This is a genomic window from Kitasatospora sp. MMS16-BH015 (assembly GCF_002943525.1).
GTDB lineage: Bacteria > Actinomycetota > Actinomycetes > Streptomycetales > Streptomycetaceae > Kitasatospora.
Map to the genome: position 1 here is coordinate 8,705,618 of NZ_CP025394.1, position 23,939 is coordinate 8,729,556.

Annotated in this window: 16 protein-coding genes and 3 rRNA genes; 15 read left to right on the plus strand and 4 right to left on the minus strand. The window is 68.8% G+C overall.

The genetic code is table 11. The features are described 5' to 3' along the window. Window positions 1–494 precede the first annotated feature (494 nt). The 5 genes from CFP65_RS37450 (at window position 495) to CFP65_RS37475 (ending at window position 7,288) form a co-directional block, all read left to right on the plus strand. Window positions 495–2,016, plus strand: a 16S ribosomal RNA gene (locus CFP65_RS37450). Between the two features lie 281 nt (window positions 2,017–2,297). Next, window positions 2,298–5,419, plus strand: a 23S ribosomal RNA gene (locus CFP65_RS37455). An 84-nt stretch (window positions 5,420–5,503) separates the two neighbouring features. After that, window positions 5,504–5,620 (plus strand): 5S ribosomal RNA (rrf, locus tag CFP65_RS37460). Together the 16S, 23S and 5S rRNA genes form the textbook arrangement of a ribosomal RNA operon. 272 nt (window positions 5,621–5,892) lie before the next feature. Continuing rightward, window positions 5,893–6,549: a TetR/AcrR family transcriptional regulator gene (locus tag CFP65_RS37470; protein ID WP_104820345.1), complete on the plus strand. Its 657-nt coding sequence runs from the start codon at window positions 5,893–5,895 to the stop codon at window positions 6,547–6,549. A 70-nt stretch (window positions 6,550–6,619) separates the two neighbouring features. Further along, window positions 6,620–7,288 (plus strand): Type 1 glutamine amidotransferase-like domain-containing protein, encoded by a 669-nt coding sequence (locus CFP65_RS37475; RefSeq protein WP_104821409.1) that lies wholly within the window; start codon window positions 6,620–6,622, stop codon window positions 7,286–7,288. 13 nt (window positions 7,289–7,301) lie between these two features. Here the strand turns inward: CFP65_RS37475 and CFP65_RS37480 are convergent, their stop codons facing one another. Next, a complete protein-coding gene (locus tag CFP65_RS37480; protein WP_158702564.1) occupies window positions 7,302–8,468 on the minus strand; it encodes a tetratricopeptide repeat protein in 1,167 nt (388 codons plus the stop codon). 175 nt (window positions 8,469–8,643) lie between these two features. Between CFP65_RS37480 and CFP65_RS37485 the strand changes: the two genes are divergently transcribed. From CFP65_RS37485 to CFP65_RS37530, 10 genes are all read left to right on the plus strand, one after another. After that, window positions 8,644–9,873: an ROK family protein gene (locus CFP65_RS37485; protein ID WP_158702565.1), complete on the plus strand. Its 1,230-nt coding sequence runs from the start codon at window positions 8,644–8,646 to the stop codon at window positions 9,871–9,873. A 280-nt stretch (window positions 9,874–10,153) separates the two neighbouring features. Next, window positions 10,154–11,176: an ABC transporter substrate-binding protein gene (locus CFP65_RS37490; RefSeq protein ID WP_104820348.1), complete on the plus strand. Its 1,023-nt coding sequence runs from the start codon at window positions 10,154–10,156 to the stop codon at window positions 11,174–11,176. 32 nt (window positions 11,177–11,208) lie between these two features. After that, the gene (locus CFP65_RS37495) at window positions 11,209–12,171 is read left to right on the plus strand and encodes a TauD/TfdA family dioxygenase (RefSeq protein WP_104820349.1); all 963 of its coding nucleotides are present in this window, start codon (window positions 11,209–11,211) and stop codon (window positions 12,169–12,171) included. 47 nt (window positions 12,172–12,218) lie between these two features. Further along, complete coding sequence (locus CFP65_RS37500; protein WP_104820350.1) at window positions 12,219–13,103, plus strand: ABC transporter permease; 885 nt, start codon at window positions 12,219–12,221, stop codon at window positions 13,101–13,103. 14 nt (window positions 13,104–13,117) lie between these two features. Beyond that, a complete protein-coding gene (locus CFP65_RS37505) occupies window positions 13,118–13,855 on the plus strand; it encodes an ABC transporter ATP-binding protein (RefSeq protein WP_104820351.1) in 738 nt (245 codons plus the stop codon). 45 nt (window positions 13,856–13,900) lie between these two features. Next, on the plus strand, window positions 13,901–15,247 hold the full coding sequence (locus CFP65_RS37510; protein ID WP_104820352.1) for an LLM class flavin-dependent oxidoreductase: 1,347 nt from the start codon (window positions 13,901–13,903) through the stop codon (window positions 15,245–15,247). 98 nt (window positions 15,248–15,345) lie between these two features. After that, entirely contained in the window at window positions 15,346–16,284 is a 939-nt protein-coding gene (locus tag CFP65_RS37515; RefSeq protein ID WP_104820353.1) for an ABC transporter ATP-binding protein, read from the plus strand. Further along, window positions 16,281–17,129: a hypothetical protein gene (locus CFP65_RS37520; protein WP_104820354.1), complete on the plus strand. Its 849-nt coding sequence runs from the start codon at window positions 16,281–16,283 to the stop codon at window positions 17,127–17,129. Before CFP65_RS37515 ends, CFP65_RS37520 begins: the two co-directional genes overlap by 4 nt. Window positions 17,130–17,269: 140 nt before the next feature. Then, complete coding sequence (locus CFP65_RS37525) at window positions 17,270–18,670, plus strand: sensor histidine kinase (RefSeq protein ID WP_254552773.1); 1,401 nt, start codon at window positions 17,270–17,272, stop codon at window positions 18,668–18,670. Continuing rightward, a complete protein-coding gene (locus tag CFP65_RS37530) occupies window positions 18,667–19,344 on the plus strand; it encodes a response regulator transcription factor (protein ID WP_104820355.1) in 678 nt (225 codons plus the stop codon). Before CFP65_RS37525 ends, CFP65_RS37530 begins: the two co-directional genes overlap by 4 nt. A gap of 15 nt (window positions 19,345–19,359) precedes the next feature. Here CFP65_RS37530 and CFP65_RS37535 read toward each other — a convergent pair whose 3' ends face one another. The 3 genes from CFP65_RS37535 to CFP65_RS37545 all read right to left on the minus strand — a co-directional run bounded on the left by CFP65_RS37535 (window position 19,360) and on the right by CFP65_RS37545 (window position 23,936). Further along, window positions 19,360–21,750, minus strand: a complete 2,391-nt coding sequence (locus CFP65_RS37535) for a family 20 glycosylhydrolase (protein WP_104820356.1) — start codon at window positions 21,748–21,750, stop codon at window positions 19,360–19,362. 81 nt (window positions 21,751–21,831) lie between these two features. Beyond that, on the minus strand, window positions 21,832–23,265 hold the full coding sequence (locus CFP65_RS37540) for a cell wall metabolism sensor histidine kinase WalK (protein WP_104820357.1): 1,434 nt from the start codon (window positions 23,263–23,265) through the stop codon (window positions 21,832–21,834). Next, window positions 23,262–23,936 (minus strand): response regulator transcription factor, encoded by a 675-nt coding sequence (locus tag CFP65_RS37545; RefSeq protein WP_104820358.1) that lies wholly within the window; start codon window positions 23,934–23,936, stop codon window positions 23,262–23,264. Before CFP65_RS37545 ends, CFP65_RS37540 begins: the two co-directional genes overlap by 4 nt. Window positions 23,937–23,939: the final 3 nt, after the last annotated feature.

Below are 23,939 nucleotides of genomic sequence, written 5' to 3' on the forward strand. Positions count from 1 at the left end.
AGTGTGGACGGTCCCGGAGCGGCCAATCCTCCTGAACCACCACTTCTGCTCGGCGGAGTCGTGTCTTCTGACACGCCTCGGCTTGAATTGTCGTGTGCGTTTATCGGATTGCGGTCGGATTCGCTTTTCGGAGCGGGGATCGGCTAAGGTTTGAAACCTCGGACGGGCCGTCAGGTCGCAGACCGGCTGGGAAAATCGAGTGGAAAGCGAAGCGGAAATCATCTGCTAAGCTGGAAACACGAAAGAACGAAACGAACGAAGCCCGGAGAGCTTGCGAGAGCGGCTTGAAGGAAGCGTCCGTTCCTTGAGAACTCAACAGCGTGCCAAAAGTCAACGCCAGATATGTTGACATCCCCGGCCTTGGTCCTTCGGGATCGGGGTTGGAGATTCCTTTAGTAACAAAACACAGCGAGGACGCAGTGCGCGGGGCCACCCTATTCCGGTGGTTGCCGTGCCGCTCAACGCGAGTGTCACCCGGCTTGGTCCGGAAAACATTCACGGAGAGTTTGATCCTGGCTCAGGACGAACGCTGGCGGCGTGCTTAACACATGCAAGTCGAACGATGAAGCTCTTCGGAGTGGATTAGTGGCGAACGGGTGAGTAACACGTGGGAAATCTGCCCTGCACTCTGGGACAAGCCTTGGAAACGAGGTCTAATACCGGATATGACCTTCCTCCGCATGGGGGTTGGTGGAAAGCTCCGGCGGTGCAGGATGATCCCGCGGCCTATCAGCTTGTTGGTGGGGTAACGGCCCACCAAGGCGACGACGGGTAGCCGGCCTGAGAGGGCGACCGGCCACACTGGGACTGAGACACGGCCCAGACTCCTACGGGAGGCAGCAGTGGGGAATATTGCACAATGGGCGAAAGCCTGATGCAGCGACGCCGCGTGAGGGATGACGGCCTTCGGGTTGTAAACCTCTTTCAGCAGGGAAGAAGCGCAAGTGACGGTACCTGCAGAAGAAGCACCGGCTAACTACGTGCCAGCAGCCGCGGTAATACGTAGGGTGCGAGCGTTGTCCGGAATTATTGGGCGTAAAGAGCTCGTAGGCGGCCTGTCGCGTCGGATGTGAAAGCCCGGGGCTTAACCCCGGGTCTGCATTCGATACGGGCAGGCTAGAGTGTGGTAGGGGAGATCGGAATTCCTGGTGTAGCGGTGAAATGCGCAGATATCAGGAGGAACACCGGTGGCGAAGGCGGATCTCTGGGCCATTACTGACGCTGAGGAGCGAAAGCGTGGGGAGCGAACAGGATTAGATACCCTGGTAGTCCACGCCGTAAACGTTGGGAACTAGGTGTTGGCGACATTCCACGTCGTCGGTGCCGCAGCTAACGCATTAAGTTCCCCGCCTGGGGAGTACGGCCGCAAGGCTAAAACTCAAAGGAATTGACGGGGGCCCGCACAAGCAGCGGAGCATGTGGCTTAATTCGACGCAACGCGAAGAACCTTACCAAGGCTTGACATATACCGGAAACGGCTAGAGATAGTCGCCCCCTTGTGGTCGGTATACAGGTGGTGCATGGTTGTCGTCAGCTCGTGTCGTGAGATGTTGGGTTAAGTCCCGCAACGAGCGCAACCCTTGTTCTGTGTTGCCAGCATGCCTTTCGGGGTGATGGGGACTCACAGGAGACTGCCGGGGTCAACTCGGAGGAAGGTGGGGACGACGTCAAATCATCATGCCCCTTATGTCTTGGGCTGCACACGTGCTACAATGGTCGGTACAAAGGGCTGCGATGCCGCGAGGCGGAGCGAATCCCAAAAAGCCGGCCTCAGTTCGGATTGGGGTCTGCAACTCGACCCCATGAAGTTGGAGTTGCTAGTAATCGCAGATCAGCATGCTGCGGTGAATACGTTCCCGGGCCTTGTACACACCGCCCGTCACGTCACGAAAGTCGGTAACACCCGAAGCCGGTGGCCTAACCCTTGGGAGGGAGCCGTCGAAGGTGGGACCAGCGATTGGGACGAAGTCGTAACAAGGTAGCCGTACCGGAAGGTGCGGCTGGATCACCTCCTTTCTAAGGAGCACATAGCCGGTTGCGAGCGAATGTCTCGCACGGTTGCTCATGGGTGGAACGTTGACTATTCGGCACGATGAGGGTCACCTCTCCAAGTACTGCTTCGGCGTGGAACGGGTTGGTTGGTCTTGATCGTGTCGGGCACGTTGTTGGGTCCTGAGGGAACGGCTTGATGTCGTTGCTTCAGTGATCGCCGGTCTCACTTGAGAGCCGCCTTGTGCGGGTCGAGGGTGGGGGACTGGTCGTTGTTTGAGAACTGCACAGTGGACGCGAGCATCTGTGGCCAAGTTTTTAAGGGCGCACGGTGGATGCCTTGGCACCAGGAACCGATGAAGGACGTGGGAGGCCGCGATAGTCCCCGGGGAGTCGTCAACCAGGCTTTGATCCGGGGGTTTCCGAATGGGGGAACCCGGCAGTCGTCATGGGCTGTCACCCGCACCTGAACACATAGGGTGTGTGGAGGGAACGAGGGGAAGTGAAACATCTCAGTACCCTCAGGAAGAGAAAACAACCGTGATTCCGGGAGTAGTGGCGAGCGAAACCGGATGAGGCTAAACCTTGAGCGTGTGAGACCCGGCAGGGGTTGCGCTCAAGGGGTCGTGGGAAAGTTCTTCAGCTGTCTGCCGGCAGTTGGGCGAGTCAGAAACCGTATGGATAGTCGAAGGACATGCGAAAGGTCCGGCGTAGAGGGTAAGACCCCCGTAGACGAAATCTGTACGGCTCGCTTGAGCTTCTCCCAAGTAGCACGGGGCCCGAGAAATCCCGTGTGAATCTGGCGGGACCACCCGCTAAGCCTAAATATTCCCTGGTGACCGATAGCGGATAGTACCGTGAGGGAATGGTGAAAAGTACCGCGGGAGCGGAGTGAAATAGTACCTGAAACCGTGTGCCTACAAGCCGTGGGAGCGTCGGACATGCAGCTTGCTGTGTGTCTCGTGACTGCGTGCCTTTTGAAGAATGAGCCTGCGAGTTTGCGGTGTGTAGCGAGGTTAACCCGTGTGGGGTAGCCGTAGCGAAAGCGAGTCCGAATAGGGCGATTGAGTTGCACGCCCAAGACCCGAAGCGGAGTGATCTAGCCATGGGCAGGTTGAAGCGCGGGTAAGACCGTGTGGAGGACCGAACCCACCAGGGTTGAAAACCTGGGGGATGACCTGTGGTTAGGGGTGAAAGGCCAATCAAACTCCGTGATAGCTGGTTCTCCCCGAAATGCATTTAGGTGCAGCGTCACGTGTTTCTTGCCGGAGGTAGAGCACTGGATAGGCGATGGGCCTCACCGGGTTACTGACCTTAGCCAAACTCCGAATGCCGGTAAGTGAGAGCGTGGCAGTGAGACTGTGGGGGATAAGCTCCATGGTCGAGAGGGAAACAGCCCAGAACACCGACTAAGGTCCCTAAGCGTGTGCTAAGTGGGAAAGGATGTGGAGTCGCAGAGACAACCAGGAGGTTGGCTTAGAAGCAGCCACCCTTGAAAGAGTGCGTAATAGCTCACTGGTCAAGTGATTCCGCGCCGACAATGTAGCGGGGCTCAAGCACACCACCGAAGTCGTGTCATTGCAGCAATACCCCCAACGGGGGCTGTGATGGGTAGGGGAGCGTCGTGTGCCGGGTGAAGCAGCGGAGGAATCCAGTTGTGGACGGTTCACGAGTGAGAATGCAGGCATGAGTAGCGATACAAGAGTGGGAAACTCTTGCGCCGATTGACCAAGGGTTCCTGGGTCAAGCTGATCTGCCCAGGGTAAGTCGGGACCTAAGGCGAGGCCGACAGGCGTAGTCGATGGACAACGGGTTGATATTCCCGTACCCGCTTTGAAGCGCCAACGGCGAACCTCTGAATGCTAAAGCCGTGAAGCCGGCCCGGAGTCTTCGGACGAAGGGACGTGGTGGAGCCGCTGACCCAACAGGGTAGTAGCTGAGCGATGGGGTGACGCAGGAAGGTAGTCCAGCCCGGGCGGTGGTTGTCCCGGGGTAAGGGTGTAGGACGCAAGGTAGGCAAATCCGCCTTGCACATAGTCTGAGACCTGATGCCGAGCCGATTGTGGTGAAGTGGATGATCCTATGCTGTCGAGAAAAGCCTCTAGCGAGTTTCATGGCGGCCCGTACCCCAAACCGACTCAGGTGGTCAGGTAGAGAATACCGAGGCGTTCGGGTGAACTATGGTTAAGGAACTCGGCAAAATGCCCCCGTAACTTCGGGAGAAGGGGGGCCGGAGCTGGTGATCGGATTTACTCCGTGAGCTGGGGCCGGCCGCAGAGACCAGCGAGAAGCGACTGTTTACTAAAAACACAGGTCCGTGCGAAGCCGTAAGGCGATGTATACGGACTGACGCCTGCCCGGTGCTGGAACGTTAAGGGGACCGGTTAGTCAACTTTCGGGTTGGCGAAGCTGAGAACTTAAGCGCCAGTAAACGGCGGTGGTAACTATAACCATCCTAAGGTAGCGAAATTCCTTGTCGGGTAAGTTCCGACCTGCACGAATGGCGTAACGACTTCTCGACTGTCTCAACCATAGGCCCGGTGAAATTGCATTACGAGTAAAGATGCTCGTTTCGCGCAGCAGGACGGAAAGACCCCGGGACCTTTACTATAGCTTGATATTGGTGTTCGGTTCGGCTTGTGTAGGATAGGTGGGAGACTGTGAAGCCGTGACGCCAGTCATGGTGGAGTCATCGTTGAAATACCACTCTGGTCGTGCTGGATGTCTAACCTGGGTCCGTGATCCGGATCAGGGACAGTGTCTGGTGGGTAGTTTAACTGGGGCGGTTGCCTCCTAAAGAGTAACGGAGGCGCCCAAAGGTTCCCTCAGCCTGGTTGGCAATCAGGTGTTGAGTGTAAGTGCACAAGGGAGCTTGACTGTGAGACCGACGGGTCGAGCAGGTGCGAAAGCAGGGACTAGTGATCCGGCGGTGGCTTGTGGAAGCGCCGTCGCTCAACGGATAAAAGGTACCCCGGGGATAACAGGCTGATCTTCCCCAAGAGTCCATATCGACGGGATGGTTTGGCACCTCGATGTCGGCTCGTCGCATCCTGGGGCTGGAGTAGGTCCCAAGGGTTGGGCTGTTCGCCCATTAAAGCGGTACGCGAGCTGGGTTTAGAACGTCGTGAGACAGTTCGGTCCCTATCCGCTGTGCGCGTAGGAATATTGAGAAGGGCTGTCCCTAGTACGAGAGGACCGGGACGGACGAACCTCTGGTGTGCCAGTTGTCCTGCCAAGGGCATGGCTGGTTGGCTACGTTCGGGAGGGATAACCGCTGAAAGCATCTAAGCGGGAAGCCTGCTTCAAGATGAATGTTCCCACCTCCTTGAGAGGGTAAGGCTCCCAGTAGACGACTGGGTTGATAGGCCGGATGTGGAAGCCCAGTAATGGGTGGAGCTGACCGGTACTAATAGGCCGAGGGCTTGTCCTCAGTTGCTCGCGTCCACTGTGTTGTTCTGAAACAACGACCCCATGCTCATGGAGAGTGTGGTGCGGTCGGATAGTTTCATAGTGTTTCGGTGGTCATAGCGTGAGGGAAACGCCCGGTTACATTCCGAACCCGGAAGCTAAGCCTCACAGCGCCGATGGTACTGCAGGGGGGACCCTGTGGGAGAGTAGGACGCCGCCGAACAATCATTGTGGAGAAGCCCCATCCGGGAGACCGGATGGGGCTTCTCTGCGTTTCCGGAGTCAGCTCCGGTATTGCCGAGCCACTGCTGCGAAGGCGGACTGGGGTTCCCATTCCATGTCGGGGTAGGTCAGGCCCCGGCGTCCTTCGAGGAGCTTGACGATGCCCAGGCCGGCTCGGTCCAGACCGTCCCCGGTCTCTGGGGTCGAGGCTGGCAGAAATTTTGCGAGCCCGCAAATTTTCGCGCGCGCAGAAATCTGTGGCATGCTGAGGCCGTGACGACACCACCACCTGGGCTGCGGGAGCGGAAGAAGCAGGCCACGCGCGAGGCGCTGCGCGAGGCCGCGCTGCGGTTGGCCGTGGAGCGCGGACCGGAGAACGTGCGGGTCGAGGAGATCGCCGAGGCGGCCGGCGTCTCGCCGCGGACCTACAACAACTACTTCGCCAGCCGGGAGCAGGCGATCGTGGCCGCCGTCACCGCGGACCGGGAGACGCGGATTGCGGCGGCGGTCGCGGCCCGGCCCGCAGGCGTGCGGCTGGCTGACGCCGTCACCGAGGCGGTGGTGGAGCAGTACACGGACACTGGTGGGCGCGAACGCGAAGTACTGCTGCTGATCGCCGCCCGGGCCCCACTGCTGGATGCGTTCCTCGGCAGCACCGCCGACATCGAGCCCCCGCTCACGGCGGTGATCGCCGAGCGCCTCGGTGCGGCCGAAGCCCTCACGGCTCGGGTGCTCGCGGCGAGCACGGCCGTGGCGGTTCGCATCGCCCTGGAAGACTGGCTCCGGCCCGTCGGCCACTCGGCGCTCCCCGAGCGCCTCGGCACCGCAGGGCTGGTCGTGCCCTCCGGTTCACTGTCGGACCGCCTCCGGGAGGCACTGGCCCCGCTCGCGCCCGCGTTCGACGCGGCCGAGGGCCGCGCTCGGCAGTAGAGCCGACCGCGCCCCTGCGGATGACGCCGGGTCAGGTCGTGCATCACGATTCGAGTTCCAGGAAGGCATGATGAAGCTTCTCCTCACGTCCGGCGGTGTCAGCAATCCGAGCATCCGGGAGGCCCTCGTGGGCCTGCTGGGCAAACCGATCGAGGAGTCCACCGCCCTCTGCATCCCCACCGCGATGTACGGGATGCTGCCCGGGACGGCGGTCATGACCTGGCGGCAGATCGCCGGCCAGTCGCCCACGCCGCTGGTCGAGTTGGGGTGGAAGTCGGTCGGGATGCTGGAGTTGACGGCGCTGCCCAGCATCGAGGCGGCGAACTGGGTGCCGCTGGTGCGGGAGACCGATGCCCTGCTGGTGTGCGGTGGTGACGTGCTCTATCTGCACCACTGGATGCGGGAGTCGGGGCTGGCGGAGTTGTTCCCTTCGCTCGAGGAGACGGTCTACGTGGGGCTGAGCGCCGGCAGCATGGTGCTGGCCCCGCAGGTCGGGGAGGAGTTCGTGGGGTGGCGGCCGGCGGGTGGTGGGGACCGGGGGCTGGGTCTGGTCGGGTTCGGGGTGTTCCCGCATCTGGACAACGCCATGTGCCCGGAGAACACCATGGCCGATGCGGTCAGGTGGGCCGGGCGGGTGGCGGTGCCGGGGTACGCGATCGATGACGAGACGGCGATCACGGTGGTGGACGGTGTCGTTGAGGTGGTCTCGGAGGGGCACTGGAGGCTGTTCGAGCGTTAGGAAACAGGAAGGGTCAGAGGCCGCCGGGGCCGAGCAACTGCCGCAGGGCGGCGAGGCCGCGGCTGTCGTACGGGTCGCCGGGGTCGACGTGGAGCACGTGGTGCTCGCCGTCCCGGGTGTAGAGGTCGAGGTAGCCGCTGCCGTAGCGCGGGGGTCGGCCGTTCGCCCACTCGGCGTCCTCGATCTCGGCGGTGGTGAACCTGCGGCGGCCGATCTCGATGACACGGTCCGGCTGCTGGTATGAGGGGTCGAGGTCGAAGAGCAGGTCGCGGGCCCGGGTGGCCGTGCCGGTGTCGCCGGCGGCGGTGGCATCGGTGACGGCGCGGAGGTAGACCTCGCGGGCCTCGGCCAGGCGGCCGGAGTCGATCTCCAGGAGACGGCGGTGGGCCCGGGAGGCGGTGTCGCCGAGGAACGGCGGCTCCATGGCGCGGAGGAAGTGGCCGCAGGCCTCCGTGACCCGGCCCTGGTCGAGTGAGAGGTTGGCCAGGTTGAAGAGGGCCTTGCGGCTGTGCTCGGGGTGGCCGCCGGCGACGGCCAGTTCGTAGTAGTGGCGGGCCCTGGCCAGGTCTCCCAGGCGTTGCAGGAAGATGGCGAAGTTGAACATCGACTGGGGCGCGTGGTCCGGGTGCCCGGTGGCGATGGCCTCCTGGAACATCACGATGGCGGGCGCGATCCGCCCGGTCGAGGCTTCCAGGACGGCCAGGTTGGCCAGGGCCTTGGCGCTGATGTCCGGGCCGCCGGACACGGAGGCGCGGTAGAAGGCGCGTCGGGCCTTCTCGGCGTTGCCGGCGGCCCGCTCCCGGACTCCCCGGTCGAAGTCCTCCTCGGCGGTCACGTCCGGCCCCCGCTCCTCGATGAGGTTCCCCTCGTGGTCCCACGAGGTCTGGTGCAGGATCACGCCCTCCCCGGAGTGGACGGCGAGGTAGGAGAGTTGGCCGTTGGGGTACCAGCGGCGGAGTTCGCCCACGGTGATGCCCAGGTCGGCCGTCTCCTCCTGCTGCAGGACCCCGCCCGGGTACCAGTACCGCTGGAGGCCGTCCTTGACGCCCCGCACGTACGTGTTGACCGCGAGTACCTCGCCGTCGGCGTCGGTCCGCTCCACCTCCCCCGTGAACGGCTGCCCCTGGTGGAGCACACGGTCCTCGTCCCCCTGCTGCGTGTCCCGCTGGTTGATCCGCATCCTTACAGTCTCGGCCCGGCGCGCTGATCGGACAAGATCCGGACGGTCGGGGAGCACGCAACTGCCATCCAGCCGTAACGCGGGTCCATTGACCCGGTCCCAAGGGCCTTGCCACGATCGGGCGATGAGCCCCGCGCGCTGTCCGTGCCGCCGGGGCGGTACCCGAGGACTGCCGATGCCGCTCGCGCTTGTCGCCGATCCCGCCGCCACCCCGAGCGCCGAGCGGCCCGAGGGGGCCGCCGCGGTGCTGCGGGCCGCGCTGGAGCACGGGCCGGTGGGGCGGGGGGAGATCAGCCGGGCGACCAGGCTCAGTCCGGCCGCGGTCTCCCGGTACGCGGCCGAGCTGTTGGCGCTGGGGCTGGTGCGCGAGCCGGTGGTGGCCAACTCGGCACCGCGGCCGGGGCGGCCGAGCATTCCCTTGGAGATCGACACCGAGCGGCACCTGGTGGCGGGGGTGCACGTCGCGGTGCCGCAGATCACCCTGGCGCTGGCGGATCTGCGGGGCCGGGTGGTCGCGCGCCGGCAGGTGGCCCGGGAGCCGGGCGGGTTGGGCGCCGAGCGTGATCTGCGGGTGATCGCGGCCGAGTTGCCGGGATTCCTGCGGCGGGAGGCGGCCGGGCGGTCGGTGCTGGGGGTCGGGGCGGTGACCGGGGGCTGGGTGGATCCCGAGCTGGGCATGGTGGTGGAGAACAGTGCGCTCGGCTGGCAACAGGTGCCACTGGGGCGGGAGTTGGCCTCGGTGCTGGGCTTGCCGGTGCATGTGGAGGGGCACGCACGGGCGCTGGCCCGGGCGGAGATGCTGTTCGGGGCCAAGCACAGCGGCGAGTTGGTGCACCTCTTCGTCGGGAACGTGGTGGACGCCGCGATCGTCGCGGGCGGCGTTCCGGTGCGGGGGCGGCAGGGCGGGGCCGGGGGTGTGGCGCATCTGCCCGTGCCCGGTTCGGAGTTGCGCTGCCCGTGCGGGCGGGTCGGGTGCCTGCAGGTGACGGTCTCGGACCGGGCCGTGGCGGAACGGGCGGTGGCGGCGGGGATCGTCGAACGGCCTGACCTCAGGCTGGTGTTGGGCGCGGCCCGGGCCGGTGACCGGCGGGCTTTGGAGCTGTGCCGGGCCCGGTTGCGGACGGTGGGGTACGCCGCGCGGCTGCTGCTGGACATGCTCGGCCCGGAGGAGCTGGTGGTCACGGAGGCGGTGACGGTGTACCTGCCGGAGTTGCTGCCCGTGCTGCGGGAGGCGGCGGCCGACCGGGCGGGGGTGGTGCGGGCGAGCTCGTTCGGCCTGGACGCCTTGGCGGTGGCCGCGACGGCGCCGGTGCTGGCCGCGATCCACCAGGACCCGCTGGGGTTGCGGACGGTGGCGACGGCGCGGGTGGCGGGCTCGGGCGGTGCGGTCGGGGGCAGGAGGTGACGGGCATTTCTTCCATACCATCACAAACCGTTGCCGCCGGGCGGCGGAGTCGGCAGACTCGTCCCATGACCGCACCGCGCAGGAAGACCACGATCCGGGAAGCCGCCCACCGGCCGCTGACCCGTTCGTGTTGGCGTCGCGCAGTCTGAGTGCGCCGGCCCGGACGAGCCCGTGAGCTCGCCGGGTGACGCCGGGCCGTTCAAGGTCCGTCGTTCCCTTTTCCGACGTTCCGTCGTGTCGCGTCGTGTCCGTCGTTCCGTCGTTCATCCGGAGATCGAGCATGAAGCCGTTCCGTCGTACCCTCCTTCCGTTCGCGTTGCTCGCGCTGCTGCCGCTGGTCGGGGCCTGTGGGGCCGGGGCCAGGGCCGACACCGGGCCGGCCGCCGCCGGGGCCGGGACGGTCACGCTGCACATCGGTGACCAGGGCAAGTACCTGCAGACCCTGCTGCAGACCTCGGAGCAGCTGCAGGGGCTCGGCTACCAGGTGGTCTTCGACCAGTTCAACAGCGGGCCGCTGGTCAACCAGGCGTTCGTGGCCGGGGCGATCGACTTCGGGGTGATGGGGGACACGCCGGCCATCTACGCGGCGGCGGCCGACATCCCGGTGGACGTGGTGGCGGCCAGTCACACCGTCGGGCCGGGGTACACGCTGGTGGCACGGGCCGGGTCGGGGATCACCGGCCTGGCGGGGCTCAAGGGCCACAAGGTCGGGTACTCCAAGGGGACGGCCAACCAGGGGTTCCTGATCCAGGCGCTGGACACGGTCGGGCTCAAGCAGCAGGACGTCACGCCGGTGGACGTGCCGCTGCAGAACATCGGGCAGGTGCTCGAGTCCGGCACGGTGGACGCCGCGACGGCCTCGCCGCAGGACCTGATCAACTACGCCCAGGCGCACCCGGGTGCGGTGAAGCTGATCAACGGGCAGCAGGTCTCCTCCGGGTACAGCTTCTGGCTGGCCACCCGGAAGGCGCTGGCCGACCAGCCGCGCCGGGCCGCGCTGCTCGATCTGGTCGGACGGCTCGTCAAGGCGAACAGCTGGAACCGGGCCCATCCGGACGCCTGGATCGACGCCTACTACGTGAAGGTCAACAAGCAGAAGCCCGAGGTGGCCAAGCTCATCTGGCAGGCGGCCGGGGAGACCAGGTTCGCCCAGCTGGACGGCGCGGTCACCGGGGCCCAGCAGCGGCAGGCGGACCTGTTCCTGGCCAACGGCCAGCTGCCGCGGAAGGTCGACGTGTCGGGGGAGTTCCCCGCCGAGGTGGTGACCGCGTTCAACGCCCAGGTCACCGCGAACCAGCACTGAATCCGGGAAAGACAGCAGAGGGGAAGACCGTTATGAGCAGCAGTGTGGCCACCATCAGCGTGCGGCCGGTCGCCGGGCACATCGGGGCCGACATCGAGGGGGTGGACCTCGCCCGGCCGCTGGGCGAGCAGACGGTGCGGGAGATCAAGGAGGCGCTGCACCGGTACAAGGTGGTGTTCTTCCGGGGGCAGGAGCTTGACCACGCGGCGCAGATCGCGTTCGGCCGGCAGTTCGGCGAGCTGACCTACGCCCACCCGCACGACGACACCCCGCCGGAGGGGCACCCGGAGATCTTCACCATCGACCCGCGGCGGTTCGAGGAGCGGTACGGGGCCGGGTTCGTGGAGGAGTACCGCAAGCGGCAGTACAGCTACTTCGACGGGTGGCACACCGACGTGACCGCCGCCGTCAACCCGCCGGCCGGGTCGATCCTGCGGGCCGAGGCGGTGCCGGAGTACGGCGGGGACACCCAGTGGACCAACCTGGTGGCCGCGTACCAGGGGCTCTCCGCGCCGGTGCGGGCGTTCGTGGACACGCTGCGGGCCGAGCACCGGTACGGCGGCAGCCGGAAGGTGGAGGGGGAGAGCGCGTACGCCAAGCGGGTCAACGACAACCTGCTGGTGGCGGTGCACCCGGTGGTGCGGGTGCACCCGGAGACCGGGGAGCGGGCGCTGTTCGTCAACCCGGGCTTCACCAGTCACCTGGTGGACGTCACGGCGAGCGAGAGCCGCCGGATCCTGGACCTGCTGTACGCGGAGATCACCCGGCCCGAGTACACCGTGCGGTTCCGCTGGGAGCCCGGGCACGTGGCGTTCTGGGACAACCGGGCCACCGCGCACCTCGCGCCGCGCGACCTGGAGCACCTGGAGGTGGAGCGGCGGCTGCACCGGGTCACGCTGATCGGCGAGGTGCCGGTCGGGCCCGACGGCCGCGAGTCCGAGCTGGTCGCCGGGAGGCCGTTCACGGCCGACCACCGGGTCGGCACCTCCGTCTGAGAGCAGCGGGGAGAAGCGGGAAGCGACGGGCAGGGGAGGGAAGAGGCATGGCGAGTACGGAGACGCTGGTGGCCGTCGGTGGCACGCAGCGGGAGCTCTCGCGGGAAGGGCCGGTGGCGCTGCCGCTGGTGGACGCGGCCGGGTTGAGCCGGCGGGCCAGGGCGCGGGTGCCGCTGCCGCGGGCGGTGCGCCGGCTGGCCGGGCCGGCGGTGGTGCTGCTGGTCTGGCAGCTGCTCGGGAGTCTGGGGGAGATCGACTCGCGGGTGCTGGCCACGCCCAGCCAAGTGTTCGCCGCAGCCGTGGAGTTGGGGCGGACCGGGGAGCTGGCGGACAACCTGCTGGCCTCGCTGCAGCGGGTGGTCGAGGGCCTGGCGGTGGGGGTGAGCCTGGGGGTGGCGCTGGCCGTGGTGGCCGGACTGTTCCGGCTCGGGGAGGAGCTGGTGGACTCCACCATGCAGATCCTCCGGGCGCTGCCCGCACTCGGGCTGCTGCCGCTGGTGATCATCTGGTTCGGGGTGGGGGAGGAGCCCAAGGTCGTGCTGGTGGCCTTCGCCAGTGCCTTCCCGGTCTACGTGAACACCTACGCCGGAATCCGGGGCGTGGAGCAGAAGTTGGTGGAGTCGGCCCGGGTGCTCGGGCTCGGGCGGGCCGCGCTGGTGCGGCACGTGGTGCTGCCGGGGGCGGTGCCCGGCTTCCTGGTGGGGCTGCGGTTCGCGCTGACCAGTGCCTGGCTGGTGATGATCATCGCGGAGCAGCTGAACGCCACCAGTGGGATCGGCTACCTGATGAACCAGGCCCAGGCCTGGTACCGCACCGACATCATCGTGCTCGGCCTGCTGATCTACGGCCTGCTGGGCCTGACCGCCGACGCGATCGTCCGACTGCTCGAACGCCGGCTGCTCGGCTGGCGCCGCGGCTTCGACGGCGCCTGAAGGGAGTGAGACCGATGACCGCGACCACGGTCGAGGACGAGATCGCCGTCCTGGGTGAGGGGGTGGGCCGCTCCTTCGAGGGGCGGGAGGTGCTGGCCGGGGTCGAACTCCGGCTCAGGAGAGGGGAGTTCCTGGCGCTGCTCGGGCGCAGCGGCTCCGGCAAGAGCACCCTGCTGCGGGCGCTGGCCGGGCTGGATCCGGAGTACACCGGGCGGTTGCTGGTGCCGCAGCGGCGCTCGATGGTGTTCCAGGATCCGCGCCTGCAGCCGTGGAAGCGGGTGCTGGACAACGTGGTGCTCGGCCTGCCCGGCCCGCGGGCCGGGGCCCGGGCGCGGGGGCTGGCGGCGCTGGCAGAGGTGGGCCTGGCCGACCACGCCAAGGACTGGCCGATCACCCTCTCCGGTGGCGAGGCGCAGCGGGTGGCGCTGGCCCGGGCGCTGGTGCGGGAGCCCGAACTCCTGCTGCTGGACGAGCCGTTCGGCGCGCTGGACGCGCTGACCCGGATCCGGATGCACGCCCTGCTGCGCGAGCTCTGCCGCAAGCACCGGCCGGCCGTGCTGCTGGTCACCCATGACGTGGACGAGGCCCTGCTGCTGGCCGACCGCGTCCTGGTGCTCACCGACGGCCGGCTCGGGCCGGACCACCCGGTGGAGCTGGCCGGCCAACGGCACCGCACCGACCCGGAGTTCGCCGCCCTGCGGACCACCCTGCTGGCCGAACTCGGCGTGGCAGAGGACACCCCGCACGCCTGAACCCGATACCGACCGATACCGACCGAAGACCGGAGCACACCGCCGATGAGCGCATCCCGACGCCGCCTGCACTTCAACCTGTTCATCCACGACACCGGCCACCACGAGGCCTCCTGGCGGCTGCCGGAGTCCGATCCGCTGGCCAACCTCGACCTCGGCCACTACCAGCGGCTGGCCCGGCGGGCCGAACAGGCCCGGTTCGACTCGGTCTTCCTGGCCGACAGCCCCTCGCTCTGGGGCGATCCGGGACGGCGGCCGAGCGGCAGCCTGGAGCCGACGGTGCTGCTGACGGCGCTGATCGGGGTGACCAGCCGGATCGGGCTGATCGCCACCGCCTCGACCAGCTACAACGAGCCGTACAACCTGGCCCGGCGGTTCGCCTCGCTGGACCACCTCTCGGGCGGGCGGGCCGGGTGGAACATCGTGACCACGGCCGGGGACGCCGCCGCGCGCAACTTCGGCCTGGACGCGCAGCCCGCGCACGCCGAACGGTACGAGCGGGCGGCGGAGTTCCTGGACGTCTCGGCGCTGCTCTGGGACAGCTGGGCGGACGACGCGATCGTGGCCGACAAGGCGCGCGGGGTGCACGCCGAGGCCGACCGGGTGCGTCCGATCGCGTACCTCGGCAAGCACTTCCGGGTGGCCGGGCCGCTGAACGTGCCGCGCTCCCCGCAGGGCCACCCGCTGCTGGTGCAGGCCGGATCGAGCGAGGACGGCAAGGAGTTCGCGGCCCGGTACGCGGAGGCGGTGTTCACCGCGCAGCCGACGCTGGAGGAGGGGCTTGCCTTCTACGCCGACGTGAAGCGGCGGGCCGCGCTGGCCGGTCGGGACCCGGAGCTGCTGAAGGTGCTGCCGGGCATCGTGCCGGTGATCGGGGATACCGAGGCCGAGGCAAGGGAGTTGGAGGCCGAGCTCGACCGGCTGATCCAACCCGAGTACGCCCGGGTGCAGTTGGCCGCCGTGCTCGGGGTCGAGCCGGAGAGCCTGCCGCTGGACCGGGAGTTGCCCGCCGACCTGCCGGAGGAGGAGCAGATCGAGGGTGCCAAGAGCCGGTACACGCTGATCGTCGAGCTGGCCCGCCGCGAGAAACTGACGGTGCGTCAGTTGATCGGACGCCTCGGCGGCGGTCGCGGGCACCGGACCTTCGCCGGCACCGCCGAGCAGGTGGCCGACACGATCGAGCACTGGTTCCGGGCCGGGGCGGCCGACGGGTTCAACGTGATGCCCGCCGTGCTGCCCTCCGGGTTCGAGACCTTCGCCGACCGGGTGGTGCCGATCCTCCAGGAGCGCGGCCTGTTCCGCACCGAGTACGAGGGCGCGACCCTGCGCGAGCACTACGGCCTGCCGCGCCCGGCCGGGGCGCGTGGTACCCGGGTACTACAGGCCCGGTGATGATCAGCCCCCGGTACCACGGATCGCGCCGCTCCCGCTCCTAGCCTGGGCGGGAGCGGCGGCCGGAGCGACCGGCCCGTGGAGCGTGAGGGCGAGCGATGATCGAGGCGCACCAGTTGACCAAGCGGTACGGGGAGAAGACGGCCGTGGACCGGCTGGACTTCACCGTCAAGCCGGGGACGGTCACCGGCTTCCTCGGGCCCAACGGGGCCGGCAAGTCGACCACGATGCGGATGATCGTCGGCCTGGACGCGCCGACCGCCGGCTCGGTGCGGGTCAACGGCAAGCGGTACGCCGAGCACGCCGCCCCGCTCCAGGAGGTCGGCGCGCTGCTCGAGGCCAAGTCGATCCACCCCGGGCGCACCGCGTACAACCACCTGCTGGCCCAGGCGCACACGCACGGCATCCCGCGCGGCCGGGTGGACGAGGTGATCGAGCTGACCGGCCTGCAGTCGGTGGCGAAGAAGCGGGCCGGGGCGTTCTCGCTCGGGATGGGCCAGCGCCTCGGCATCGCCGCCGCGCTGCTCGGCGACCCGGCCACCGTGATGCTGGACGAGCCGGTCAACGGGCTCGACCCCGAGGGCGTGCTCTGGATCCGCAACCTGCTCACCTCGCTGGCGGCGGAGGGACGGACGGTCTTCGTCTCCTCGCACCTGATGAGCGAGGTCGCGCTGGTGGCCGACCACCTGATCATCGTCGGCCGCGGCCGGCTGCTGGCCGACACCACCGTGCAGGAGCTGGTCCGCCAGGCGGGCGGCGACGTGGTCAAGGTGGCCAGCGCCGACCCGGCCAAGCTGCGCGGGGCGCTGGCCGGCGCCGGGGTGGAGATCACCGGCGAATCCGGCTCGGAGGAGCTGCTGGTCACCGGCCGCACCGCCCGCGAGATCGGCACCGCCGCCGCCGAGCACGGCATCGCGCTGTACGAACTCGCCACCCGCACGGTCTCCCTGGAGGAGGCGTTCATGGAGCTGACCCGGGACGCCGTCGAGTACCACGGCACCACCACGACCACCGAGACCCTGAGGAGCGCGGCATGAGCACCCTCGCACCGAGCCCGACCGCCCCCGCCGCCGAGACCCGCCCGGCCCGCCCGGTGTACAAGGTCACCGCCGCGCGCGTGGTCCGTTCCGAGTGGGCCAAGCTCTGGTCGCTGCGGTCCACCTGGATCACCCTGGGCCTCGCGCTGGTCTTCCTGATCGCCTTCGGCCTGATCGCCGCCGCCCAGTTCAAGTCCCGGCTGGATTCGGGCCGGCACATGGACCGCGACTTCGCCGACGCCACCACCCTCAGCCTCTCGCTGTTCGGCACCAACTTCGCCCAGCTCGCGCTCGGCGTGCTGGGCGTGCTGATCTCGGCCGGCGAGTACTCGACCGGCATGATCCGCTCCACCCTGGCCGCCGTGCCGCGCCGGCTGCCGGTCCTCTGGGCCAAGGCGGGCGTGTTCGGCGTGATCGCCCTGGTGCTCGCCACCGTCGGCGTGTTCGTCGCCTTCCTCACCGACACCGGCATCCTGGACGGCACCCGGGCCGCGATGACCCTCTCCAGCGCGGGGGCGGTGCGCGGCCTGTTCGGCGCGAGCGTCTACCTGGCCCTGGTCGGGGTGATCGGGGTCGCGCTGGGCGCGCTGCTGCGCTCGGTGGCCGGCGGCATCTCGGTGCTGGTGGCCTCGCTGATGCTGGTGCCCGGGCTGGTCTCGCTGCTGCCGACCGACTGGCAGAGCCACATCGCGCCCTACCTGCCCAGCCACGCGGGGGAGGCGATGTTCGCGCTCACCCACGACGCGAGCACGCTCTCGCCGGCGGCCGGGCTGGGCGTCTTCCTGCTCTGGACGGTGGCGGCGCTGGCCGGTGCGGCGGTCCGCCTGGTGCGGACGGACGTCTGAGCGCCGTCTCGCTGACGTCTGACCGAGGTCTGACGGGTTGCTCAGGAAGGTCTGAGAGACTCCGGTGCGGTGCCCGGGCGGTCCGGGTGCCGCACCGTTCCCTTTTCCGACGCTCCCCTTTCGAACGGCAGGTGAGGACCGTGCGCCACCCCGAGCCCCTGGCCGATCCGCTGCCCGGGCACCCGGTCTTCGCGCGGCTGGCCCAGCTCGGCCAGCGCGTCCGGCAGGCCGACCGGGCCCGGCCCTGGGCGCTGGACGCTGCCGTGGTCGGCCTGGTGGTCCTGCTGTTCTGCCTGCCGGACCTCTTCCACGGCGGGGTGGAGGGCCCGCGCGAGCACCGGTTGCACTTCGCCAGGCTGCCGCTCGGCGCGATGCTCGCGCTCCAGGCGGGGCTGGTGCTGCCGCTGCTCTGGCGGCGGCGCCGGCCCACGGCGGCGTTCGCGGCCGTGATGGCCGTCTTCCTGCTGCAGTGGTCGCTGGGCGCCGCGCTGCGGGCGGACGTGGCCCTGCTGTTCGCGCTCTACAGCCTGGCCCTGCACGGGCGGTTGCGGCACCTGGCCTGGGCCTGCGCGGCGATGGTCGCGGCCGCCGGGCTGGTCGCCGTGGAGGTGTCCTCCGGGCTGCCCGTCGGCGACGCGCTGTTCTTCCTGGGCAGCGCCGCCACGGCGGCCGTGGCGCTCGGCATCGCGGTGCGGATCCGGCGGGCCCAGCTGGCCGGCCTGCGCGAACGGGCGGCCCGGCTGGAGATCGAGCGGGACCAGCGCAGCCGGCTGGCCGCCGTCACCGAGCGGACCCGGATCGCCCGCGAGATGCACGACATCCTCGGCCACAACCTCTCGGTGATCGTCACCCTCGCCGACGGCGGCGCGTACGCGGCCCAGGCCGCACCCGAACGCGGCCGGGAGGCGCTGCTGCTGATCGGCGACACCAGCCGCCAGGCGCTCGGCGAGCTGCGGCGGGTGCTCGGCGTGCTGCGGGACCAGGGCGAGGAGAACGCCGAGTTCACCCCGCAGCCGGGCCTGGCCGAGCTCGACGGGCTCTGCGCGCGGATCCGCGCGGCCGGCCCGCAGGTGGTCTACTCGGTGACCGGCGGGCTGGCCGGCCTGGACCGGGGCGTGGAGCTGATGGCGTACCGGATCGTGCAGGAGTCGCTGACCAACACCCTCAAGCACGCCGGCCCCGAGACCCGCGCGCAGGTCTCCCTCACCGTGGAGGGCAGCCGACTGCGGGTGCGGGTCCGCGACAGCGGCCCGGCGGCTGCCTCCGTTCCGGCTCCGGCGGAGTGGGAGCCGGAGCCGGCACCCGCACGGGAGGTGCACGAGGGGCATGGGCTGGCCGGGATCCGCGAGCGGGCGGCCCTGTACGGCGGCACCGTCGTGGCGGGCCCGGCACCCGGCGGCGGCTGGGCGGTGGAGGCCGTGCTCGCCCTCGCATCCGGCACGCGCGAGGCCGCTGACGCTTCCCAGGCCGTTGACGGCACCGACACCCCCGACACCCCCAATGTCTCCGGCACCTCCGTACCGATGGGCAGCCTCACGTGACCACCCTGCTGATCGTCGACGACCAGCCGCTGCAGCGGTACGGCTTCCGGATGCTGCTGGAGAGCCAGCCCGACACCGAGGTGGTCGGCGAGGCCGCGCACGGGGCCGAGGCGGTGCGGCTCGCGGCGGAGCTGCGGCCGGACGTGGTGCTGATGGACATCCGGATGCCCGGGATGGACGGCATCGAGGCCACCCGCAGGATCGTGGCCACCGGCGGGCGGTCGCGGATCCTGGTGCTGACCACCTTCGACCTTGACGAGTACGCGCACGCCGCGCTGCGCGCCGGGGCCAGCGGCTTCCTGCTCAAGGACGCCCGCCCGGAGGAGCTGCTGGCCGGGATCCGCGCGGTGGCCGGCGGGGACGCCGTGGTCGCTCCCGCCGTCACCCGGCGGCTGCTCGACGCCTACGCCCACCACCTGCCGGTCCGCGCCCCGGGCGCCGAGCCGGTGGCCGACGGTCGGCTGGCCGCCCTGACCGACCGCGAGCACGAGATCCTGGTCGCGGTCGGCCGGGGCTGGAGCAACACCGAGATCGCCGAGCGGCTGGTCCTCGCCGAGTCGACCGTCAAGACGCACGTCGGCCGGGTGATGGCCAAGCTCGGCGCCCGGGACAGGGTGCAGGCCGTCATCTTCGCCTACGACTGTGGCCTGGCCCGGCCCAATCCACCGCTGTGACCGGCGGGGTGGCGGTCAGCTCAACTGCCAGTGCTGGAGGGCGGATCCGGTGTCGGGCTGCTGGGTGACGAGGGCGCCGTCGGTGGTGGCGGCGGTGGTGAGGAGCAGGCCGCTCTTCTTGGAGGTGATGGTGTAGCCGCCGCCGGTCAGTGGGGTGAGGGTCCAGTGCTGGTTGTCGGCGTTCGTGCAGGTCCACTGGATGACGGCGGCGCCGGCGGTGGTGGAGCCGCCGTTGACGTCGACGCAGAGGTGGGAGGCCCCGTTGGTCAGGGTGTAGCTGCCGTCGGGGTTGGGGGTGAACTGCCACTGCTGGTTGGGGCCGCCGTGGGTGGTCCAGGTGATGAGCTGGGTGCCGGTGGTGGTGGAGGAGGCCGGGTCGTCGAGGGCGGTGGCGCCGGTGGTGAGGACGTGGGTGCCGGCCAGGCCGCCGGGGGCGTAGGCCTCGAACTCGTAGAGCGAGTAGCCGTAGCTGGTGCCGCGTTGGGTGGCGTAGAGGCGGAGGTAGCGGCCGGAGCCGGAGAGGCCGCTCAGGTCCTGGGTGCCGCCGGTGCCGGTGGTGGTGGAGTAGATGGTGGTCCAGGAGGTGCCGTCGGCTGAGGTCTGGAGCTGGAAGGCCTTGCCGTAGGCGGCCTCCCAGCGGAGGACGACGCGGCCGATCGCCTGGGTGGAGCCGAGGTCGACCTGGAGCCACTGCGGGTCGCTGTACGCGCTGGACCAGCGGGTGGTGCCGTCGCCGTCGGTGGCTGCGCTGGGCGGGAAGTTGGGGGTCTCGGTGCTGGAAGCCGTGGTCGGGTGGTTGCGGGCCAGGTTGCCGGGCTGGGTGAGGCCGGGCCAGGCCGGGTTGTGGCCGACGGCGGTGACGATCGGGGTGAAACCCGCGTACGTGGCAGCGGGCTTGGGGGAGCCCCAGGTCTGCTGGGCGAGGCCGCGGAGCGGGTACATCAAGCCGGCCGCGATCTGGTCCTCGGTCTCGGCGGTGGGGTTGTCGCACCAGACGTGGATCAGTGAACCCGGGTTCTTGGACGGGTCGTTGAGGGTGTTGGAGCCCTGGAAGAGATCGGGCGTCCAGGTCTCGTACATCCACTGGGTGTCGGGCTTGGCGCCGCCGAGCACGTAGTAGGTCGGCGTCCAGGACTCGTTGGCGACGATGTGCCCGGCATTCACCAACTGCTGGGGCGTGAGGCCGTAGTTGTACCAGTACTCGACGGTGATGTCGGCGTTGGGGGCGATGGTGCCGTCGCCGGCCTTGATGCCGTCGTTCCACATCCGGGTGGTCTTGCCGCCGGCGCGGACGAGGGCGTCGGACCAGTTGACGAAGCCGTAGTAGGTGTCCTTGGCGGTGGCGTTGGCGCCGTAGTGGGCCCGGGCGTAGCTGAGCAGTTGGGGGTACTGGGTGTAGTCGGTGACGTACTCGTCGGCGCCGATGTGCCAGTAGGAGGCGGGGAAGAGGGGGAGGTACTCGGTGATCAGGTCCTTGATGAGGGTGTAGGAGCCGGGGAGGGAGAGGTCGATGAACTCGTCGCTGACGGTGCCGGAGCTGTTCTTGAGCTTGAGCTCGGGGTGGGCGGCGAGGATGGCGTTCATGTGCCCGGGGGTGTCGATCTCGGGGACGATGGTGACGTGGTACTTCTGGCCGAGCGCCACCAGCTCGGCGATGTCCTGCTTGGAGTAGTGGTCGGTGGAGACGATCTCCGGGTGGGTGGAGCTCTCCAGGCGGAAGCCGAAGGTGTCGGAGAGGTGGAAGTGGAAGTAGTTGAGCTTGAGGTAGGCGAGCTCCTTGATGTGCTGCTTGATCCACGGCACGGTGAAGAACTTCCGCCCCTGGTCGATCATCAGCCCGCGCTCGGCCTTGGCCGGCCAGTCGACGGCCGTTCCGGCGGCTATCGAGCTTGACTGGTGCAGCAGTTGGAGGATGGTCCGGGTGCCGTTGAAGGCACCGGTGTCGGTTGCGGCCTGCACGGTGATGGAGGGGCCGACCGTCATGCGGTAGCCCTCGGCGGGCAGTGAGCCGTCGTTGAGGGTGAGGGCGATGTCGCCGGGGGAGGCGGTGCCGGTGACGACCTGGACGGTGCGGCCTTCGAGGGTGCTCAGGTCGTCGGCGAACGTGGCGGCGTCGGTGGCGAGTTGGGTGCTGTACGCGGGGTCGACGGCTATGCGAGTGGTGCTGGTGAAGGTGAACGTGCCGGTGGCGGCGGTCCATTGGCGCAGGGCGGGGACGGTCTGGGGCGGCGCGGTGGCGGCGGTGGCCGGGGTGGACACGGTGGGCAGGGCGAGGGTGGCGGCGGCGCAGGCCGCGGCGAAGATGAGCCGGAACAGGCGCAAGAGGTCTCCCTGGGACGCTCGGAGCGGCTGAACGATCGGGTGCGGGATCAGCGGGCAGTGGTCAGCGGTACGTGTGCTGCTCATGACACTGGTGTGGACCAGTGGGCGCTCTGCTCGATGATGACTGGTGTCTGCGCGGTGATGCAAGATGTCGAAGGGTTTCGATCAGAAACGTGAACGGTGAGTGTGAGGCGGTTGCTTGCCGGACGCCTTACCGCCGCCGCCGCCGTTGCGCGGCAGTACGACGGCCAACCGCGCGCCGCCCGTCGGGCTCTCGGCGACGGTGATCCGCCCGTGGTGCGCGTGGACGATCTCGCGGGCGATGGCCAGGCCCAGACCGGAGTTCCCGGTGCCGCGGCCGCGGCTTTCGTCCAGCCGTACGAACCGGTTGAAGACCCGTTCCCGGTCCTCGGCCGGGATGCCGGGCCCGTCGTCGTCCACATCGATCGTGACGGCGTCGGTGGTGGCCGCCGCTGTCACCACGACCCTGGTCCGGGCATGGCGGACGGAGTTGTCGACGATGTTCCGGAACAATCGCTCCAGGTGGCCCGGATCGCCGACGACGGCGGTGTCCGGGGCGATGTCGAGATCGATGCGCACGGGATGCGCCGGATGCGTCGAGGACCGGATCTCCTCGAGGAGCCCGCCCAGATCGACGGAGCGCTGCTGCGTCGCGAGCCGACGGTCATCTGCCTTGGCGAGCACCAGGAGTTGCTGGATGAGTGCCTCCAGACGCTGCGACTGCTCGACGGCACGTTCGGCGATCTTCGGCCAGGGGGCCCGGTCGGGGTGGGCCAGACCGACCTCCAAGGTGGTGCGGATGGCGGCCAGCGGGCTGCGCAGCTCGTGCGAGGCGTCGGCGGTGAAGCGGCGTTGCTGCTTCGCGGCGGCATCCAGGCGGGAGAGCATGTCGTTCATCGTCCGGGCCAGGTTGCCGATCTCGTCGTCGGTGCCCGGTTCCGGGACGCGGCGGGTCAGGTCGGCTGAGGTGATGTCGGTGACGGTGTGCCTGATCTGCTCGACCGGGCGCAGTGCCCTGCCGACGACCAGCCAGACCGTGCCGGCAGACAGCAGGAGGATGACGGGTACGCCGAACAGCAGTTGGTGGACGAAGCCTTCGTTGACCTCGCTCAGCAGTCCGCTGGGGCTGCCGGTGACGATCGTGACCGGTTGGCCGGCCACGGTGGCCTGGAGGCCGACGACGCGGACTTCGTCGGGGACCACGCCGTCCGCCGCCTTCTGTCGGACCGGCGTGCCGGTGCCCGGCGGGAGCGTGTACACGGCCGGGACGCCCGCGAGGGTGCGGGTCGCCGCCAGGACGCGGCCGTCGGCGGCGATCGCCTGCGCCTGGGCGTTCGGGTCGAGGCCGGACGGCGGCAGTGGGCTCGGCCAGGTCCCGCTCTGGCCGGATTGCGCGATCTGCTCGGCATAGGTGAGTAGTTGGCTGTCGATCGTGCGCCGGACCGAGTTCATCTGCAGCAGGTACATCAGCATGACGCCGAGCACGACGCCGGCGGTGATGGCGAGCCCGGCGATGATCGTGACGCGGGAGCGCAGCCGACGCGGTCGGGCCCGCCGGCCGGGACGCGGCGTCTTCACGCGTTGTCCTGGATGAGGTAGCCCTCGCCGCGCAGCGTGGTGATGACCGGCCGTCCGCCCGGCGGGTCGATCTTCTTCCGCAGCCGGTGGACGAGCACCTCGACCACGCCCGGTCCGCCGTCGTACGCGGCGTCCCAGCAGTGGTCGAGCAGTTCGGACTTGGAGACCGCGCGTCCGGTGTTCCGCAGCAGGTACTCCAGGACGGCGATCTCCCGGGCGGTCAGCTCCAGCAGCGCGTCGTCCCGGGTCACCGAGCGGCGGCCCGGGTCCAGGGAGAGGCCGGCGGCGGTGAGCACCGCCGGCCGCTCGCGCAGTCCGCGCCTGGTCAGCGCCCGCAAGTGCGCGAGCAGCACCGGGTAGGAGAACGGCTTGGTGAGATAGTCGTCCGCGCCGACGTCGAGCCCTTCGGCGTGGTCGAGGTCCTCGTCCATCGCGGTGAGCATCAGGATCGGGGTCCAGATCCCGTCCTTGCGCAGCTGTTCGCAGACCTGGTAGCCGTTGAGGCCGGGCAGCATCACGTCGAGGACGATGACGTCCCAGGACGCCTCCCGGGCCAGCCACAGCCCGGTCTCCCCGGTCTCCGCCGGCACCACGACGTAGCCCTCCTGCTCGAGTCCCCAGGTGAGGGATTCGGCCATGGCCGGCTCGTCTTCGACCACCAGGATCCGCATGGG